The sequence below is a fragment of the Caballeronia sp. SBC1 genome (assembly GCF_011493005.1).
Taxonomy (GTDB): Bacteria; Pseudomonadota; Gammaproteobacteria; order Burkholderiales; family Burkholderiaceae; genus Caballeronia.
Genome location: NZ_CP049156.1, coordinates 3070831 through 3087874 on the forward strand (window position 1 = coordinate 3070831; position 17044 = coordinate 3087874).

The window sequence follows — 17044 nt, forward strand, 5'->3', positions numbered from 1 at the left end:
AGCGGCAGCACCCCTGCAGCCAGCCGCCCTCTGCCGCCGGACGATGTCATGCGGCCCGGTCATGCAGTGCCGCTGCTGGCCGTGTGGATGGCGCGATGGTCGATAACCTCGCGCGTATCCGCCTTCGCATTGGTTCTTCAAAATACTGGAAGATCACGACGCTCAAGCATATTGCGAAGAGCATCGCGATCCATCCATTCGATTGCCTGAACCCGGCGATAAACGCCAGATGCGCAAGCGGCACATGAATGAGGTAGAGCGAATAGCTTGCCTCACCGAGGCGCACGAGCCAACGGTTGTTCAGGACGCCGATGACTGGACGCTCCAATAAGACAAGGCCGAGTATGAGCGCGGCGAAGAACGGCGATTCCAGGTAGTAGGCGGGAGAAACCGGACGCAAGATTGCCAGCGCCACGATTGCAACAAGTGCCACAGAAATCAGCGCAACGCCGTGAGAGTGGAACGAGGTGCCACGCGAGCGCAACTCATCGAACTTGATCGCGGCGCATATGCCAACGATGAATTCGAACAGGTGTGTAATTGGGAACTCGGCGACGAGAAAGCCGTGGCGACTTGCTGGAAGCGCATGCTGAAGAAGCACGATCCACAGCCCCTGGAGTATCCAGAGTCCCGCACACAGAAAGAACAGCGTCCGCACTCGCATTGTTTCGAACCGACGCAGGAATAGCGGAAACAGCGTGTAGAAGAACGCTTCGCAGGAGATGCTCCACGAGGGTCCATTCCATGGTTGATTAATCGCGGCGAACGGAAACCACGCGTTCAGAAGTAACAGCTGGCAGATCAGGCTGACGGCGAGTGAGATATAAACCGAGCTCTTGAGCGCGTACCAATCGAGCATGAGCGATGTGTCGCCGCTATTAAGCAGATACGCCGTGACGAGCGCCGACAACCCCAGCGACAGCAGCACGACCGGATAGATTCGCGCGAAGCGGGCAACATAGAAACGCGCCGGGCCCTCGGTACCGATCGTTTTCCGGTACGTATAGGTGAGGATGAACCCGGAGAGCACGAAAAATAGTGACACGGCGGGACGACCGCCATCCACGAAATTAAAGAACCACTTGGGGAGGTTGAGTAAGCCCAGCTCGGTGAAATGCGATAACACCACCGTCAGGGCCGCAAGAAAGCGGATGCTGGTGAGCGCCGGTAGTACCCCGCCAGACTTGCTTGTCGTTATGCTCATTTCGACCCCTGCCTGTTGCTGGAAATGGTAGCAGTATCGGACTGCGAGCCAGTATCGGCGTGGCGCAGTTCGGCTATTCTTTGGCGGCATTGCACTCACAAAACAAGCTGCATGTTCGACACGCACAGGCTCAACTTAAACCGGCATCAAACCCCTTCGGCCCCATCAGCGGCTGCACCGCGCCCAGCCGTTACTCTGAGAGGAACCCTTACTAACCATGCCCGCGCCCATCGTGAACACGGCTCTTCAACTCGCCGCGCAGTCAACCGCGCCCCCGCATAAGCGACGACAGTAGCAACCGCCATCGACACGGCAAAAACCAGCACGCCGTGATATTCGGCAAAGTCATCAACCGCATCGATCTTGACCACGGCACGCACGCCGAGAATCGCGACGAAATGCCAGATGTAAATGCCAAAGCTATTGCGCCCCAGGATCACCAGTGCAGGCTTCTGCAACGTCCGTGAAGAGATCCGCGTCAACAACAGCATCAGCGCGGCAGTCGCAAGCGCCGCGAAAGTCGGCGCCACACCGTGGGCCATGCCGCGCCCCGTACCGGCCAGGAACAGCGCGGCAACCATGACTAGTCCACCAAGCACAAGCCATCGGCACGCACGCAACGGCAACACCCTCTCGCCGGTCAAATAGTCCTTGGCCAGATGCCAGGTCCAGAACCCGACGATAAAACACGGCAACTGCGTAGGAGGCCAGAAATAGAAGAAGTCGTTGTTCACCACACGGCATGCAGGTCCGCCACCGCACGCGCCGAAATACCAGAACGACAACGAGAACAACGCGGTCAATATCGACACGACACTCAGGCCTCGCCTGGTCCGGCAAAAGAACACCAGCGCAGGCGCGATCATGTAGAAAAGCATCTCGACGCTGATCGACCAGCCACCTGGAACGACACTGTCAGTCGCCGACGGAACCCACGCGTGCACGAAGATCAGGTTGAGGATGACATCGGAGAAATCGTGCGGCGACAGCATGTGGCCGTGCGCACGACGGGCCACGTAATCGACGACCGCGTAACCGATAATCGCCAGGTAATAAAGCGGCGCGATCCGCGCAAAACGCTTCACATAGAAATTGCGCAACACCTCGCGTGTTCTGCTTAGGCGCTGCGCATCATGCTCTATTGAAGCAAAAATCGTGATCGCGCTGATCACGAAAAAGCACTGGACGCCATACTGACCGAGATTGGCAAGCGTATCGAGCCATACGGGACTCGTCACCATCCACGGTGCAAGGTGAACCGCAATCACACCGATCACCGCAAGCGTGCGACCGACGTCAAGCGCCGCGATGCGCGGAGCCGGCGTCATTGGCGAACCTCCGTGTCATCGCGCATCGGATACAAAGCCGAGATCCCACGGCTTCCCGCGCAGCTTGACGGCCGACGCCCCGCAATGCTTTCGAAGCGGCAGTAATGAAGTGCTTCCATGGTCGTTCCCGGACAACAAGTTGGCGCGATCCGGGCAAGCGCCCGGACGATTCGGTCAATCAGGGGAAAACCACGCTTAAAGAAAAAGCGTGGCTTCCATGGATACGCTCAGGACACGTGCGTGCTCACCACTGGCACTTCCATTTCGCCTTTGCGCTTGGCGGGGAACAATGCGTCGCGAATCTTGAGGAAGGGGAATTCGACTGCACGCGTAGTCACGTAGCCGATCACGATCGCGATGCAAAATTGGGCGCTCAGTACCATCGCCCAGGCGGCAAGCGACGGAACATGCATGGCGGCCATCTTGCGGATCATGATGTCGGCGGGTGCGAGCGCCAGCGAATGCCACAGATAGATGCCGTACGAATACACACCGATCCACGCCACCACACGATACGCAATCGAATCGCGGATACCCCCCGAGTATTCGACCGCCAGCACGATCGCGGCAGTGAAGCCGATAGCCTGGATTGTGTAGCCAATACTTTCGTCGAGCGCATAGTGCGGCGTAGCCAATACGAGCCACGCAATCAGCACCGCCACCATGCTGAGCAGCAGCCATTTCTGACTGGCGAATTTCTTGTAGAGCTCCGGCTTCATCCAGTAGAACGCGGCGAGGATCACGCCGAACAGCAGGCTGTCTATGCGGTACTGCGTCTGGAAGAACGCAGCATCCAGATCGCCGTTCGAGACTACCGCGCAACGTGCGAGCAACACGACGCAGCAGATCCCCAGCAAGGTGCCTATGATCGCATTCGCTCCCACCTTGAAACGCACGAACAGCAGCAACAGCGCGGGCAGGAAAAGATAGAAATGCTCCTCGACTGCAAGGCTCCAGGTCTGACTGATCGACGTCCCCAGGTAGTTCTGCAAGTGCGTCAGGTTCTGGAACAGGAAGGTGTCGGTGGGATGGCGGCCGGCGAATACATGGAACAGGATCAGCACGTAATACGCGGGCCAGATCTTGAAGATGCGTCGAATGATGAAGCGCCGGGCATCGATGCGTCCCGCTTCCGAATATTGCTTCAGCAGCAGGCCACCCACGAGGAATCCGCTCAACGTAAAGAACAGGTTGACGCCCTCGCGGCCGAAACTTTTCAATGGATATTCGATCCAGCTAACAAATGCATAACCGGTCTTGACCGAGTGGAAGTGAAAGCCCATTACGGCGATGATCGCAATGCCCCGGACGAAGTCGAGTTCGATCGTCCGGTTCGATGTTTGTTGTGTACGTGGTTTGCCGAACAAGCCCATGGTGTTCCCCTTTGCAGCGGCGCGTGTGCTCCGCGTTTCCGACCTGTCGTTCGGTGTTTATTCGGTGTTCATTCCTGACTCTTCAGGCGAAAGCACTCCACCCGGATGCATCCAGACCGCATCCAGACTGGCAGTTCCTGAATCTTCGTCTGAGCACTCCGGTTTCATCCGCCAACATCACGCCATTCACGGCCATGCACTGCGGTCTGTCGCACTCAAGCGACGCCTCATGGGGGTTGCCTGGCAGTGCGCCGCAGCAATGCGCCGGCACGCGGAACCCGGCGGTAAATCGGCCGCAAACAGCTGCCCCGAGGGGTTCCGCCGCGCCTTGCGTGCGGCGGCGCACATGCAGCAGCCCGTCGATTCAAGACGAAGACTAGTGCTTTACCGCCTCCTCGGATGCAGCCGATTCGGCCACTGATATATTCCGAGCAACCAGCAAGCCGCCGCGGGAAAAGCGCTGGCCATCGAGAATACAGACCGAATACAGACGGCGCGTCTGGCCTGCTTCGTGGCGAGTGCGCGGAACGATTCATGCGGATCATGCGGGTCGTGTTCATTCAGCGTCGGCCCGGCCTTCCGCCACATCGGATGTAAGCAACCGCTTGAAATCCACCCCGGCCTACCGACCCTGAAGAGGGGTGCTGAAAACGGCTACTGAACACGTTATGCGATCCATGCAACGGAAGGAATGCTTTCAGCAAGGCATGCTCAGGAGAACGATCAGGGAGTCAGTGCCTGCGTCCGAGCCAGATCCCATGCGCCGCCGAACGTCGAAGTGTCCGCAGCGAAGCCTCAAAACCGAGAGTTGAGAAGAGAGACAAGCCATGCGCAATAAATTCACGACCTTATGGATCTGGCTGCTGATATGCCCTCTCGCGTTCGACTACAAGGCGGGACTCGACGACGGCAGCCACGCGATGCAGATCGTCATGACCCTGCCGGTGCTCGGCGCCGGGCTGATCCTGTGGCTGATCGCGCCAAGCTTCACGCGGCGCTCGCGCTTGCGTTCGATCATTACGGCCGGAACCATCACGACGGTGGTTGGCAGCATTGTGGCCCAGCTCATGCAAGCTAATGACTTCGGCAACTATCTGCGCACCCTGCTGCCCTTCGGGCTGTTCCTGCTTGGCTACCTCGCCGCATGCCGGCCGTGGCAAGGCGACCGGCTCGAGCAGTTTGAGAAGGCGCTGTTCTGGTCGATGGCCATCTCGCTCGTCTTCACCTTCGCCTTCGGCATCGCGACCAGCGGCGGCCCGCTCGACGACGTGCGCTACCGGATCATATCGGCTACCTTCCTCGGTTTGCAGGGTGTCCTCCTGCATCAGTTCGTGGTCGCTAAACGCTTCACCAAGATCACGCTCGCCCTTTTCCTCGGCACGATCCTGATCGAACTCCTGAGTGTGACCCGAAGCCTGCTGGTGGGCACCGTCCTGCTGTTCATGTACGCTACGTGGCTCTCGGCACCGTCGGCGCGGCACTTGGCCAAGGCCGGCATGCGCGCGGTTTTGACGGGCTTGTTGCTCGCCGCGATGGCAGCCGGCGCGGCCATGTTTTTCCCTGATGTCGCCGAACACTGGACACAACGCATCTACGCTTCGAAGGAAACGACTTCGGGCATGGACCCGACCACTATCACGCGTCTCGCGGAGATGAAGGATCAGTACGATCAGGTCACGTCCACGCCGTCATCGCTGATAGCCGGCAAGGGGTATGGCGCGATTTATCGCTATTCGCCCGACTATCTGCCTGACCTCGCCGGACAAATTTCCAAGAAGGACTTCTACGCAATCCAGGAATTCGCCGCGGGCCACAACTTCTGGGTGTACCAGTTCTTTGCGGGCGGTTTGCTGTTCGGTCTCTGGCTGCCGCTTGCGATACTGCTTGCCCTGGGCTTGGGCGGGATCGCGTATCGCGTGTGGCGGCGGCGTGTGCCGGACCTGCTATACCTGCCCGTGATGGGACGTTCGCTGCTGCTGCTCGCGGGCTTGCCGGCGATGTCGATCGGCGGTAATCCGCTCGGTCCGCGTTATTCCGGTCTCGTGTTCGGTGTCGCGCTCGGCCTGGTGGTCGCAACTTATACGCGTCTCTCGCATGCCATGCAGGAACACGAAGCCCGGCGTCTCGCGCAGCAAGGTATGCCGAAGAAACGCCGGCCGGGAACGCCCCCGCCCTCACCGGCTCCGGCTCCGGTCGTCACTCCCGTTGCCATGCCAACGCCGGTATCCGCCCATGCGCCTGCGCTGAACGAAGGCCGCGATCCCACCAACACCATGTCGCGATTTACATCGGCATAAAGATCGAGCCGGCCTGCGTGGCCGGCTGACGATCCACATCGATCCACCGATCAATCACCCAAGCGGCGGCTCGCAATGAAGATCCTGCATTTGTTATCGACTATCGACCCGCGTGCGGGCGGTCCGACCGAAGGTGTCCGGCAAAGCGGCGTGGACATGAAGTCGCTAGGTCATGAGGTGGAGGTCGTCACCCTGGATGACCCCGCGGCGCCGTGGCTCGCCGCGTTCCCGCTGACCGTACATGCGCTTGGGCCGTCGCGTGGCAACTATGGCCTGACGCCGCATCTTGTGCCCTGGCTTAAACGCCATGCTGCGCAGTTCGATGCCGTGATCATCAACGGGCTGTGGCAATACCACAGCTATGGCGCGTGGAAGGCGCTGCGCGAGCTGGACGTGCCCTACTACGTCTTCCCGCACGGCATGCTCGACCCGTGGTTCAAGCGGACCTATCCGCTCAAGCATTTGAAGAAATCCCTGTACTGGCCGTGGGCGGAATATCGCGTGCTTCGCGATGCGCGGCGTGTGTTGTTCACTGCTGAAGAAGAGCGTGTGCTCGCGCGGCAATCGTTCAGGCTGTATAGGGCGAACGAGGAAGTGGTGGCCTTTGGCACCACCCCGCCACCGGCGTTTTCTGCGCCGGTACGCGATGCCTTTATTGCGGCTTATCCCGAACTCGATGGCAAGCGCCTGCTGCTCTTTCTTGGCCGCATCCATGAAAAGAAGGGCTGCGATCTGCTGGTCAAGGCGTTTGCCGAGATCCGCGATATCGATCCTTCCGCGCATCTTGTGATGGCCGGTCCGGACAGCGGTGAATGGACACCTGCGCTTCAAAAGCTTGCTGTTGAGCTGGGCATCGCCGATCGCATTACGTGGACCGGGATGTTGCTCGGCGACATGAAGTGGGGCGCATTCCAGGCAAGCGATGCATTCATCCTGCCGTCGCATCAGGAGAATTTCGGCATTGCGGTTGCTGAAGCGCTGGGATGCGGCCTGCCGGCGTTGATCTCGGACAAGGTGAATATCTGGCGCGAAGTGGAAGCGGATGGCGCGGGTTTTGTGGCATCGGATACGGTGGCCGGGACTGTTTCCAGCCTCAGGCGCTGGCTTGAGCTGGACCCGTCGCTGGCGGCGGCGATGCGCGCGCAGGCCAGGCAGACTTTCCATCGACGTTTCACGGTCGAGGCCATGTCGAAGGATCTGCTGCGGGTGTTGCAATCTGATGGGGGGTTCGCTCGCGCCGGCGGACCAAAAAAATTTGCTGGTGCGGGCGGGATGGGTTAGAGGTCGTCGGGGGACGGGGGCGGGTTGCGAGGTTCGAGGGGTGGCGGTCGGAGTCTATGCCGGGTTGCTCCTTTCGAGGTTGGTGATCCGCTTAGGCTTGCTAATTTCTTCATCACTATTAGCCACTGCGCGTGGCGGCGCGTCATTTCTTTGTCCAAAGCGACAAAGAAACGAAGCAAAGAAAGCGCTTTCAGAACGAGGGCGCGTAAGTGTCCACAGCGTGCAGTTCTCATGCATGGGTACCCCAAAAGCACAGTGCTCGCCAGAGCCACCGATGTGTGAAACCCTCCTTCTCGCGAATCCTTACACGAACACGCTTCGCCCCCAACGCTCTCGGGCAAGCACTACTGCCAAGAAACCCGCACGGCCTCACGCGTGTTTGCAGCTTCGCTTTTGGCTGGGTTAGCCGAGTAGTTTGCGCTGCTATCTTTGTGGGCCAACGGCCGGATGCATATTTGCTGCCTCGTTTCTTGGAGGCTGGATTGGGTGGGTTAGAAGATTATTTCGTCGGTCAGGGCCTCACGCATTTTGAGGCCTTTATTTCTTGGCGGGTTGGCTGCGTGGTTCGTCGCGCGTACAAAATTCGGTGGATGGTTTTACGCGGATAGCGCGGGGCGTTCCTTGGGCAGGTTCAGTCACTGGTGGCGAAGCGTGTGGGTATCTGTGTTCGGAGAAGGAGGGTTTCACACATCCGCGGCTCTGGCGAGCACCGTGCTTTTGGGGCACCTATGAATAGAAACTGCACGCTGTGGACACTTAGGGTAGCGTGGTTTGAAAGCGTTTTCTTTGCTTCGTTTCTTTGTCGCTTTGGACAAAGAAATGACGTGCCGCCACGCACAGTGGCTAATAGTGATAAAGAAATTAGCTAACCTAAATTGACCACTAACCTTGAAAGCAGCAACCCGGCATAGACTCAGACTGCTAACACAAGAACCTGGCAACCCGGCATCGACCCCACCCCCAACCCCACCCCCAAACCAGCAACCCCGTCCACCGGCGCGAGCAAAAAGAAATCCGCCGATGAAATCCTCCACCGGCGGGTTTTCTATCGGCCACAAATATCGGACAACGAACCTGTCCGATACCCCCGGCCGTCCCTACTTCTTCGCCATGAAGGCCAGATCCGAAGGCGGACGCAACGTCGATGCAGCAAACGGCATGGTCGTGTCTTCGGACGCCCGGCGCTCAGAGCCCGCGCCAATCGACGTCACCGACGCAAGCGGCGAAATTTCACCACGCAACGCCTTCAGCACATGCTCGGAAAGCCGCAGCGTCATGGCCGCGATCGTGATGGTCGGAAAATTCGCTCCAACCGTCGGAAACACAGAACTGCCTGCCACATACAGATTGCTCATGCCGTGCACCTGGCAGTTGCGGTCGACCACCCCTTGCTTTGAAGAATCGTGCATGCGAGTCGTACCCATGTGATGCCACGTGCCTTCCAGTTGCGCCGGCCACGGCTTGCCTTCCAGCGGCTCGTCGAGTTGCACATCGGCCACGCCGGTCCGCTGCATTTCTTCCGCCAGCAACGTCACCGTACGGTCGAAGGTGCGCTTCGCCAGCTCGGTCAACTGCCAGTCCACCTTGACGCGGTTCATGCCAAGCGCATCCTTCTGCGACGACAGTGTCACGCGGCTATCACGGTTCGGCTCCGCTTCCACGATGGTCTGGAACTTGACGTCGGTGATCAGCGGACGCGGCTGCAACAGACGCGCAAGACCAAAGCAAGCCGTGTCCACGGGATGCATGGCCATGGTCAGCAGGTCCTGCGAGAAATTCCAGTCCGGCTGATCCTTTTGCAGCACCGCCTGCTTGCAGCGCACAAGCGCATCCGCACCCTCGGTATTTTCACCGCGAAACACCGAATAGAACCACACGCGTGCATTAAGCAAGCGTTCCCGTTCAAGCACCTTCTGTGTCAACGCGAATTGCGACGAGATGAATTGCCCGTGCGCGGACACTGAAGCGTTTTGATAGTGATACTTGATGTCGTAGAGCTTGTTACGCGCCCACGGCTTCTTGAACTTGATGCTGCCCTGCATGGTGCGCGGGTGGTCCATGAAATAGCGGCCGACCAGGTCGTTGCCATTGCCAAGGCCCTCGGCTTGCACCTTGTTCGACGCAAGCAGCAGTCGCGCATTTTCGATCCCGCCTGTCGCCAGCACGAAGATCTTCGCGCCCACGGTGAAACGCCGGCCGCTAAGCGTGCCTACGTCGATATGCGTGACATGACGCGCTTCGGTGTCAGTGTCGATGTTCATCGCGTTGGCGTTGAGCAAAACGCGCACATGCGACGAACGCTCAAGCACGGCCTTGTACACCTTGCCAAAACGCACCGGCGGACTGAACTGCGAGATCGTGTCGCGGATGGTGCCGCTCGGCAGCGGATGACGCCTGACGTCGTCACGGCCAATGGCGGCTTCCCAATAGGCAGGGTCAAAGTTGTTTTCGCCCAGCTTGAGCAACGCATGCGTGCGTGCATAGTACGGACGCAACTCGTCGAGCCCGAAAGGCCAGCCGCTATCGTTCACCCAATCGCGTTTTTCGAAGTCCCACGAATCGAGCGGACGGCACCAGCCACCCCAGCAGTTGCTGCTGCCGCCCAGGAAACGGCTGCGGCTGCCATCTGCGTATGTGTAAGGAATACCGACATTCTCGCCGCGATACAGATCGCGCGTGGCATCGTCAGGCTTGTAACCACCGCTCTCCAGCAGAACAGTGTCTATACCGTGCTTATCCATTTCGAGCGCCAGCGTGATCCCGGCAACCCCCGCCCCGATGATGCAAACCGTGGTTTCAATTACCGCGCGCTGCTCAACATTCCGGCTGTCAATGAACATTCCCCGTGCTCCCTCTCGTGTGCAGCGGTTCGCCCAATTGTTGTGTTCGGCTCTCCACTGTCGTCACCCGTTGTCGAAACGCTTTTCTGCCGGTGCTGCTTCGCGCGGCCAATTTGCCGCCGGCATCCGACAGGTTCCGGTCCTTGATCAATCCACGAAGCGCGGCGCGAGTTGCAGTCGAAATTACTTGCAGCCAGGAAGTCATGCCAAGCCTTACCTGCGTGTAATAATCGTCGGCCACGTGCTTCGTCACCCGCCAAGATAAAGGCCCATACAGCCAAAAGCGCGCTGGTCAACGCGCCCGGCACCCCGTGCAAGCTTTTTTTCTCAACGGCGCCCTGTCCTGATGCTAAGCGGTGAACCGCTTTCTGATAAATCGCACCGGATTTCCGCCATATACGCCTCCTGCATCCAGCGACCGATGCACCACCGACAGCGGCGTTACCACTGTCGAGCGGCCGATGGTCACGCCCATTTGTACGACGCATTTCGATGTAATCCACACGCCGTCCTCAATCACGATCGGCGCAACACGCAAATCCATGTTGCTCTCGAGATCGTGTGAGCCGGTGGTGAGAAATGCGTCCTGCGAGATGCACACATTCGAGCCGATCCGGATCAGCGCCTGGTTGTAGATCCACGCGTTCACACCGAACCAGCAGTTGTCGCCCACTTCCAGATTCCACGGCGCCTTCACCCGAATGGGATGAGGCATCCGGCAACCCGAACCAATGCGTGCGCCAAAGCGGCGCAACAGCCAGACGCGTACGGCGGATACCGGTATGAACTTGTTATTGATGAAGGCGGCTTCAATAAAGAACCACACGATCTCCGTCAGCGCGCCACGCCGGGCCACATAGTTGCCCTTGCCGGCGAGACTGAGGTCGATGACCTTGCCGCTGCCCGCGCCGCTTTTGCTGTTCGCGTTGCTTGCACCATTGAAGCGCGCCGTGCCCTCGGTCACGCCCGGGGCACTGTGATGTGGCCGCTGACTGGTGGCGGTCTTGTCTTTGGCCACCTGGTCCTCAACGCAAGATTCGTCGACTGTTCTGAGCATGATTGCCGGCCCCCGAGCCCGTACGGCGGGTTGCATAACCCGTTGCATAACAACGCCGCCTGAAACGATTATCTGCGATACGTCTTATCGCTCTCGTGCGCCAGCCCACTAATGGCCGCAAGGGAAAGACTTTTGGCGGTATCTGCATGAGCGCGCGCGAGAAGATTTGCTACCTTGAAACAAGGGGTGGCAACCGCTCGACACCACGCCGGCTTTGGGATAACAATCAATCTTCATACTTGCCGATTTTTCGGAGCGCACCATGAAATCAATCAATCGCCATTCCTCGCTTCATCGCGTATTAGCCTTGCTGATCGCGAGCGCTGCGTGCTCGGCATGGCCTTCTGCCCATGCAGCCGGAGCCGACGCAGGCACACGCGACTTCACTGCGGAAGAGAAGCTGCTGGGCGGCCCCGACACCTATGGCGCCACCTATGCCGACCCCTATGGCCAGGCCCCCGCCGGCAACCGCGCGAAGGGCGCCGCTGCCAGCACGTCCGCTGAAAAGATGATGAACGACAACGCGGACCCGGCCCAGACCAACGCGTCATTCGTCACACCCGGCACGGTGGCAATGAAGCCCAGCGCACGCATGCAAGTGAGGGACGCAGGCGGCAAGCTCGTGGCCACCCCCGACGACGCAGCGCACTCCGTGTACAGCACAACCGGCCTCAAGCCGGCGGCCAAAAAAACAACGGAGATCTATCGATCTCCGTATTGAGTGTTGTTGTGTCGAGGGTGTTTTTAGCCCTGCTTCGGACAAGCCCGTGGAACGGGCCGTGAAGCAGGCTGCCTGTCCAGTTTCACCAGGCTGATTGCGCCGGACCTCAAACCGCATCCGGCAGCAAGCGGGTCAGTGATCAATCGATCTTCTCGATCTCCACCAGTTTCACTGCGGAACTCGCCTTGGACGATGGGCTTGCCGCGCTCGCGGCCTTCGCTTCCTTGCGTTCGCTGAACCGCCCCGCCGCAGCTTCGCCCTTTAACGCACGCAGCTTTTCATCCAGTCGCCCGAGCACCCAGCCTGGCGACAAATTCAACTCCGCGAATGCACGGCCTTCAGCGCCGAGGATAGCGCGCTGCTCCGGATCGGCCACGAGCGTCTCGATAGCATCGGACAATGCCTGCACATTCTCTGGCGGCACGACCACGCCGCGCGGCTTCACGATGTTAAAAAGCTCAGTCCCGGGACGCGCCATTGCAATCACCACGCGTCCGCTCGCGAACATGCCCGTGAGTTTTGACGGCATGACGAGATCGGACGCGTCACCGCGTTGCGGGAGCACGTGGATATCGGCGAGATTGAGCAGTTCGTTCAGGCGCGTCAATGGTTGCAGCGGAATAAACCGGCAGTTGGACAAATGCTCGCAGCCCTTCTCCAACTCCGCCTTGGTCGCGCCATTCCCGCAGAACACGAACACGATGTCCTGACGCGCAGCCAGCGCAGCCGCTGCGCCTGCCAGCACTTCAATGCCCTGCTTCGCGCCCATGTTGCCGGAGTAAAGCACGACCTTCGCGCTCTCCGGTATGTTCAATTCATCGCGATACTTGTTCGTGCGATCAAGCGGATAGATAGCGCTGATATCCACCCAGTTCGGCAGGCGGAACGCATTCGACGGGGCAACGCCTTTTGCCATCGCGCGCTCAGCCATCTTGTCCGAGATCGTTGAGACAACGTCGAACCGGCGCAAAAGCGCGCTTTCGACCATGCGCGCAAAGCGTCCCGCGCGTTTCCCCTTAAGCAGGCCGAGATCAAACGCGGCATCTACTTCGAAATCCTGAATATGCAGCCATGAATGCGCGCCCGTCAAACGCGCGAGCGCGAGCGCGGCCGGCGCGTTGAGCATGGTCGGGGCAATCGACATCACTACGTCCGGACGCCACCACGCCTGCAAGACCAACGCAGGCAACGAGGCCGCCGCAAATGACGCGAGATGGATCATGCGCTTGAGACCGCTCGGATGGGCCGGCACCCACAACGGCGCGCGCCAGATGCGCACCTGGTTGCGTGTTTCGCGCGAACCGCGAGAGCCCGAATAACCCTTGGCAATCTTCCATTCCGGATAATACGGAGGCGCGCACACAACGCGAACGTCGTGCCCCTTCTGCTGCAAAGCCTCCGCCATCTCGGCGGTGTATTTGCCGGTTCCCGTCAACTCGGGCGCGTAGTTGAGCCCGTAGATAAGGATTCTCATCGTGCCTCCACTTCCGCCGGGCGAGCACGCCCCGTCGGAAAGGACTTTTGCGAAACACCAGCCACGGAACCACGCCCGCGCAACCGCGCTTCGGTGACCATGCATGCCTCTTTTGGTTCTGGAATCGACCGGCCGCAGCAAAAATTCACGGTCAGTCGCTTAACATCATCGCGCAGCCCCGCGCAATGTTCGCCGCAGCGGACGGCGGATCGAAATGCTGGATCACGTCCATGCATTGCTTCGCTGCGCGTGCCGTGTCGGCAAAAGCCTCGATCGACTTGAGCATCGTGCGTTGCATGGCAGGCACGTCGCCAGCCGGAAACGCATAACCCGACACGCCGTCGATCACGAGTTCCGGTACGCACCCGCAACTCTCGCTCACCACCGACGGACAGCCGTGGCTAAGCGCCTCGTTGACCACCAGCCCCCAAGGTTCGCTCATGCTCGGCAACACCATGCAGGTAGCGCTGAAGTATTCGATCGACAACGGTTCGTCCTGCAGACTGCCCAGGAACGTAACGGAGTCGGACAGGCCCATTGAAGCCACCTTCGCCTTGAGTTCGTCACCCATCGGACCGGTGCCTACAATGCGCAGCGCTGCCTCGGGAATCCGTTCCTTCAAACCGCGGAACGCATCGATCAGCGTGCCAATGCCCTTCTCTGGAGACAGACGGCCGACATACAGGAAAATGGGCTTGTTGCCGGTTCGATAATGCAACCGGTCCGGCAACGCGCGCTCGGGCGAAAACGAGCGCGGCAGGGCGGCAGCCTGGCACGGAATAAAGATCTTTTCCTGCTTCGCGCCAAGCGACATCAAATACTCGCGGCTGCGTTCGCCGAAGCCGAAATAACCGTCGCATAACGAGAAAAACACGCGCTTCGGAATGGACGTCAACATCCTGCGCGGCCGGTCGCGTCCGGTCGAATCGACGAACACGGCGCGGCGCTTGCCCGTCAAAATGCATGCGGCCATCATCGCCCAGTACTCGGGACGGTGATAACCCGGCAGCACCACGAGATCCGTCTTCGCGGTCAGCACTTCCCACGTGAGGCGAGCCGTCATGCGCCAGGTCGGCACGTCTTCATAGCAGCCGTTGTAGAGCTTGCGCATCGGATAGCTGTGGAACGAATAGTCCACGTCAGAGAAGCCGATGCGGTCATGCTCCGTGTCGGCGATCTGAACCATCGAATACTTGATCGAACCGGACCCGGATATGTTGTGCAGCGCGGACAGCACCGCGCCTTTGTGCCGCGACCAGACGACGTTATGAAAAATGGTGACCGTAGCGTTCATTTTGTACTTATCCCTGATTGATAGCGCGCGTGTGCGAAGCAATAATCCACGTCAGGCTCACGCGTGTGCCGGTTGCTGGCTTAGCGCCTCGTAGCGCTGCAGGAAGTCCTGGTAGGTCGCCCGGATGCCCTGCTCGAGCCCCGTCGACGCGACCCAACCCATCTCGCCCAGCTTCGACACATCCAGCAGCTTTCTCATGGTGCCGTCCGGCTTGCTCGCGTCGAACACGAGCTGGCCCTGGAAGCCCACCACGCGGCAGACGGTCTCCGCCAGCTCGTGAATGGACAGGTCCTCACCCACACCCACGTTGAAAACGCCCTCGGTCCGTCCGCTTTCCATCAGGAACACGGCGGCTCCGGCCAGATCGTCCACGTGCATGAACTCGCGGCGCGGCGTGCCCGAGCCCCATACCGTCAGCGTGCTGTCACCGTTCAGCTTCGCTTCATGCGCCTTGCGGATTAACGCCGGCAGCACGTGGCTGCTCTTCAGGTCGTAGTTGTCGTTCGGACCGTACAGGTTCGTCGGCATCAGCGAGACGAACTTGCAACCGTACTGGCGGTTATAAGCTTCGCAGAGCTTCAACCCCGCGATCTTCGCGATGGCGTACGCCTCGTTGGTCGGCTCGAGCGGCGAGGTCAGCAGGTACTCTTCCTTGATCGGCTGCGGGCAGGCCTTCGGGTAGATGCAGGAAGAACCGAAGAACACCAGCTTCGACACATTCCAGCGGCAGGCCGCATGAATCACGTTGGTTTCGATCGTGAGGTTCTCGTAGATAAACGACGCCGGCAACGTCGAATTCGCGAGAATGCCGCCGACCTTCGCCGCCGCGAGCAACACCACGTCAATGTTCTCCTTCTCGAAGAACATGTTGACCCCGACCTGGTCAGTCAGGTCGAGCTGCGACTTGGTGCGCGTGATGATGTTGCGATACCCCTCGCTGGTCAGGCGCCGGACTAGCGCCGAGCCGACCATGCCGCGGTGACCCGCTACAAAAATGCGTGCGTTTTTATCCATGATGTTCACTCGTGGTGTTCAAGCGCTTTGAATCCGGCCATCGTGACCAGAGCGTCACGCCGTGCAATCTGAAAATCGGAACGGACCATCTCCTTCACCAGCGAGGAGAACGACGTGGTCGGGCGCCAGCCCAGTTTCGCGTGTGCCTTCGACGGGTCGCCGAGCAGCGTTTCCACTTCCGTCGGACGGAAGTAGCGCGGGTCGATACGCACGATTACCTGCCCCTTGACCATCTTCGTTTCGCGCCCCTCGACCTGGTCCACGATACCCACTTCGTCCACGCCTTCACCTTCGAAGCGCATGTGAACACCCAGCTCGGCCGCAGCCTGGATCACGAATTCGCGCACGCTGTGCTGCTCGCCCGTGGCGATCACGAAGTCTTCCGGCTGCTCCTGCTGCAACATCAGCCATTGCATCTCGACGTAGTCGCGCGCATGGCCCCAATCGCGCAAGGCCGACAGATTGCCAAGATACATTTCGTCCTGCATGCCCACCGCGATACGCGCGAGCGCCCGCGTGATCTTGCGCGTGACGAAGGTCTCGCCGCGCACGGGAGACTCGTGGTTGAACAGGATGCCGTTGCACGCGTACATTCCATACGCTTCGCGATAGTTCACCGTCATCCAGTACGCGTAGAGCTTCGCCGCTGCATATGGACTGCGCGGATAGAACGGCGTGGTCTCCTTCTGCGGAGACTCTTGCACAAGACCGTAGAGTTCAGACGTCGACGCCTGGTAGAAGCGCGCCTTCTTCTCCATGCCGAGAATGCGGATGGCTTCGAGAATACGCAGCGCGCCGAGACCATCGGCGTTGGCCGTGTATTCGGGCTCCTCGAACGACACCTGCACGTGGCTCTGCGCACCGAGGTTATAGATTTCATCCGGCTCGGTGCGTTGCACGATCCGCGTGATGCTTGAAGTATCCGTCAGGTCGCCGTGGTGCAGCACGAACTTGCGATCCGATTCGTGCGGATCGCTGTACAGGTGGTCGATGCGATCCGTGTTAAACAGCGAGCTACGGCGTTTGATGCCGTGCACTTCATAGCCCTTTGCAAGCAGCAACTCGGCCAGGTAGGAGCCGTCCTGCCCAGTAATGCCGGTGATCAAAGCAACCTTGCGTTTCATCGTGTGCCTCTCGTCTTTCGGATTGGATGCGACGCCA

Annotated in this window: 12 protein-coding genes; 3 read left to right on the forward strand and 9 right to left on the reverse strand. The window is 59.7% G+C overall.

All coding sequences use genetic code 11. The features are described from left to right. Window positions 1-46: 46 nt before the first annotated feature. From SBC1_RS13665 to SBC1_RS13675, 3 genes are all read right to left on the reverse strand, one after another. Complete coding sequence (locus SBC1_RS13665) at window positions 47-1204, reverse strand: acyltransferase (RefSeq protein ID WP_165988096.1); 1158 nt, start codon at window positions 1202-1204, stop codon at window positions 47-49. Between the two features lie 146 nt (window positions 1205-1350). Continuing rightward, the gene (locus tag SBC1_RS13670) at window positions 1351-2532 is read right to left on the reverse strand and encodes an acyltransferase (RefSeq protein ID WP_165988098.1); all 1182 of its coding nucleotides are present in this window, start codon (window positions 2530-2532) and stop codon (window positions 1351-1353) included. A 227-nt stretch (window positions 2533-2759) separates the two neighbouring features. Continuing rightward, window positions 2760-3905 carry an acyltransferase gene (locus SBC1_RS13675; protein WP_165988100.1) on the reverse strand — a complete coding sequence of 382 codons (1146 nt, stop codon included), beginning with the start codon at window positions 3903-3905 and terminating at the stop codon, window positions 2760-2762. Window positions 3906-4732: 827 nt separating this feature from the next. Here SBC1_RS13675 and SBC1_RS13680 point away from each other — a divergent pair. Both SBC1_RS13680 and SBC1_RS13685 read left to right on the forward strand, forming a co-directional pair. Further along, a complete protein-coding gene (locus SBC1_RS13680) occupies window positions 4733-6202 on the forward strand; it encodes a hypothetical protein (RefSeq protein WP_165988101.1) in 1470 nt (489 codons plus the stop codon). Between the two features lie 75 nt (window positions 6203-6277). Further along, window positions 6278-7483 (forward strand): glycosyltransferase, encoded by a 1206-nt coding sequence (locus SBC1_RS13685; RefSeq protein ID WP_165988103.1) that lies wholly within the window; start codon window positions 6278-6280, stop codon window positions 7481-7483. 1097 nt (window positions 7484-8580) lie between these two features. Here the strand turns inward: SBC1_RS13685 and SBC1_RS13690 are convergent. After that, entirely contained in the window at window positions 8581-10323 is a 1743-nt protein-coding gene (locus tag SBC1_RS13690; protein ID WP_165092345.1) for a GMC oxidoreductase, read from the reverse strand. Between the two features lie 349 nt (window positions 10324-10672). Beyond that, window positions 10673-11380 carry a putative colanic acid biosynthesis acetyltransferase gene (locus tag SBC1_RS13695; RefSeq protein WP_241201946.1) on the reverse strand — a complete coding sequence of 236 codons (708 nt, stop codon included), beginning with the start codon at window positions 11378-11380 and terminating at the stop codon, window positions 10673-10675. Between the two features lie 262 nt (window positions 11381-11642). On the opposite strand from SBC1_RS13695, the gene SBC1_RS13700 reads away from it, so the two are divergent. Continuing rightward, a complete protein-coding gene (locus SBC1_RS13700; protein ID WP_165092346.1) occupies window positions 11643-12101 on the forward strand; it encodes a hypothetical protein in 459 nt (152 codons plus the stop codon). Between the two features lie 139 nt (window positions 12102-12240). Here the strand turns inward: SBC1_RS13700 and SBC1_RS13705 are convergent, their stop codons facing one another. The 4 genes from SBC1_RS13705 to gmd all read right to left on the reverse strand — a co-directional run bounded on the left by SBC1_RS13705 (window position 12241) and on the right by gmd (window position 17007). Further along, a complete protein-coding gene (locus SBC1_RS13705; RefSeq protein WP_165092347.1) occupies window positions 12241-13575 on the reverse strand; it encodes a glycosyltransferase WbuB in 1335 nt (444 codons plus the stop codon). A gap of 151 nt (window positions 13576-13726) precedes the next feature. Further along, a complete protein-coding gene (locus SBC1_RS13710) occupies window positions 13727-14869 on the reverse strand; it encodes a glycosyltransferase family 4 protein (protein WP_165988105.1) in 1143 nt (380 codons plus the stop codon). A gap of 57 nt (window positions 14870-14926) precedes the next feature. Further along, the gene (locus SBC1_RS13715; RefSeq protein WP_165988107.1) at window positions 14927-15883 is read right to left on the reverse strand and encodes a GDP-L-fucose synthase; all 957 of its coding nucleotides are present in this window, start codon (window positions 15881-15883) and stop codon (window positions 14927-14929) included. 5 nt (window positions 15884-15888) lie between these two features. Then, window positions 15889-17007 (reverse strand): GDP-mannose 4,6-dehydratase, encoded by a 1119-nt coding sequence (gene gmd, locus SBC1_RS13720; RefSeq protein WP_165988109.1) that lies wholly within the window; start codon window positions 17005-17007, stop codon window positions 15889-15891. Window positions 17008-17044 lie beyond the last annotated feature (37 nt).

Coding starts and splice junctions, on each gene's coding strand:
- SBC1_RS13665 (WP_165988096.1), bottom strand. CDS start 1,204: ATGAGCATAACGACAAGCAAGTCTGGCGGGGTACTACCGGCGCTCACC.
- SBC1_RS13670 (WP_165988098.1), bottom strand. CDS start 2,532: ATGACGCCGGCTCCGCGCATCGCGGCGCTTGACGTCGGTCGCACGCTT.
- SBC1_RS13675 (WP_165988100.1), bottom strand. CDS start 3,905: ATGGGCTTGTTCGGCAAACCACGTACACAACAAACATCGAACCGGACG.
- SBC1_RS13680 (WP_165988101.1), top strand. CDS start 4,733: ATGCGCAATAAATTCACGACCTTATGGATCTGGCTGCTGATATGCCCT.
- SBC1_RS13685 (WP_165988103.1), top strand. CDS start 6,278: ATGAAGATCCTGCATTTGTTATCGACTATCGACCCGCGTGCGGGCGGT.
- SBC1_RS13690 (WP_165092345.1), bottom strand. CDS start 10,323: ATGTTCATTGACAGCCGGAATGTTGAGCAGCGCGCGGTAATTGAAACC.
- SBC1_RS13695 (WP_241201946.1), bottom strand. CDS start 11,380: ATGCTCAGAACAGTCGACGAATCTTGCGTTGAGGACCAGGTGGCCAAA.
- SBC1_RS13700 (WP_165092346.1), top strand. CDS start 11,643: ATGAAATCAATCAATCGCCATTCCTCGCTTCATCGCGTATTAGCCTTG.
- SBC1_RS13705 (WP_165092347.1), bottom strand. CDS start 13,575: ATGAGAATCCTTATCTACGGGCTCAACTACGCGCCCGAGTTGACGGGA.
- SBC1_RS13710 (WP_165988105.1), bottom strand. CDS start 14,869: ATGAACGCTACGGTCACCATTTTTCATAACGTCGTCTGGTCGCGGCAC.
- SBC1_RS13715 (WP_165988107.1), bottom strand. CDS start 15,883: ATGGATAAAAACGCACGCATTTTTGTAGCGGGTCACCGCGGCATGGTC.
- gmd (WP_165988109.1), bottom strand. CDS start 17,007: ATGAAACGCAAGGTTGCTTTGATCACCGGCATTACTGGGCAGGACGGC.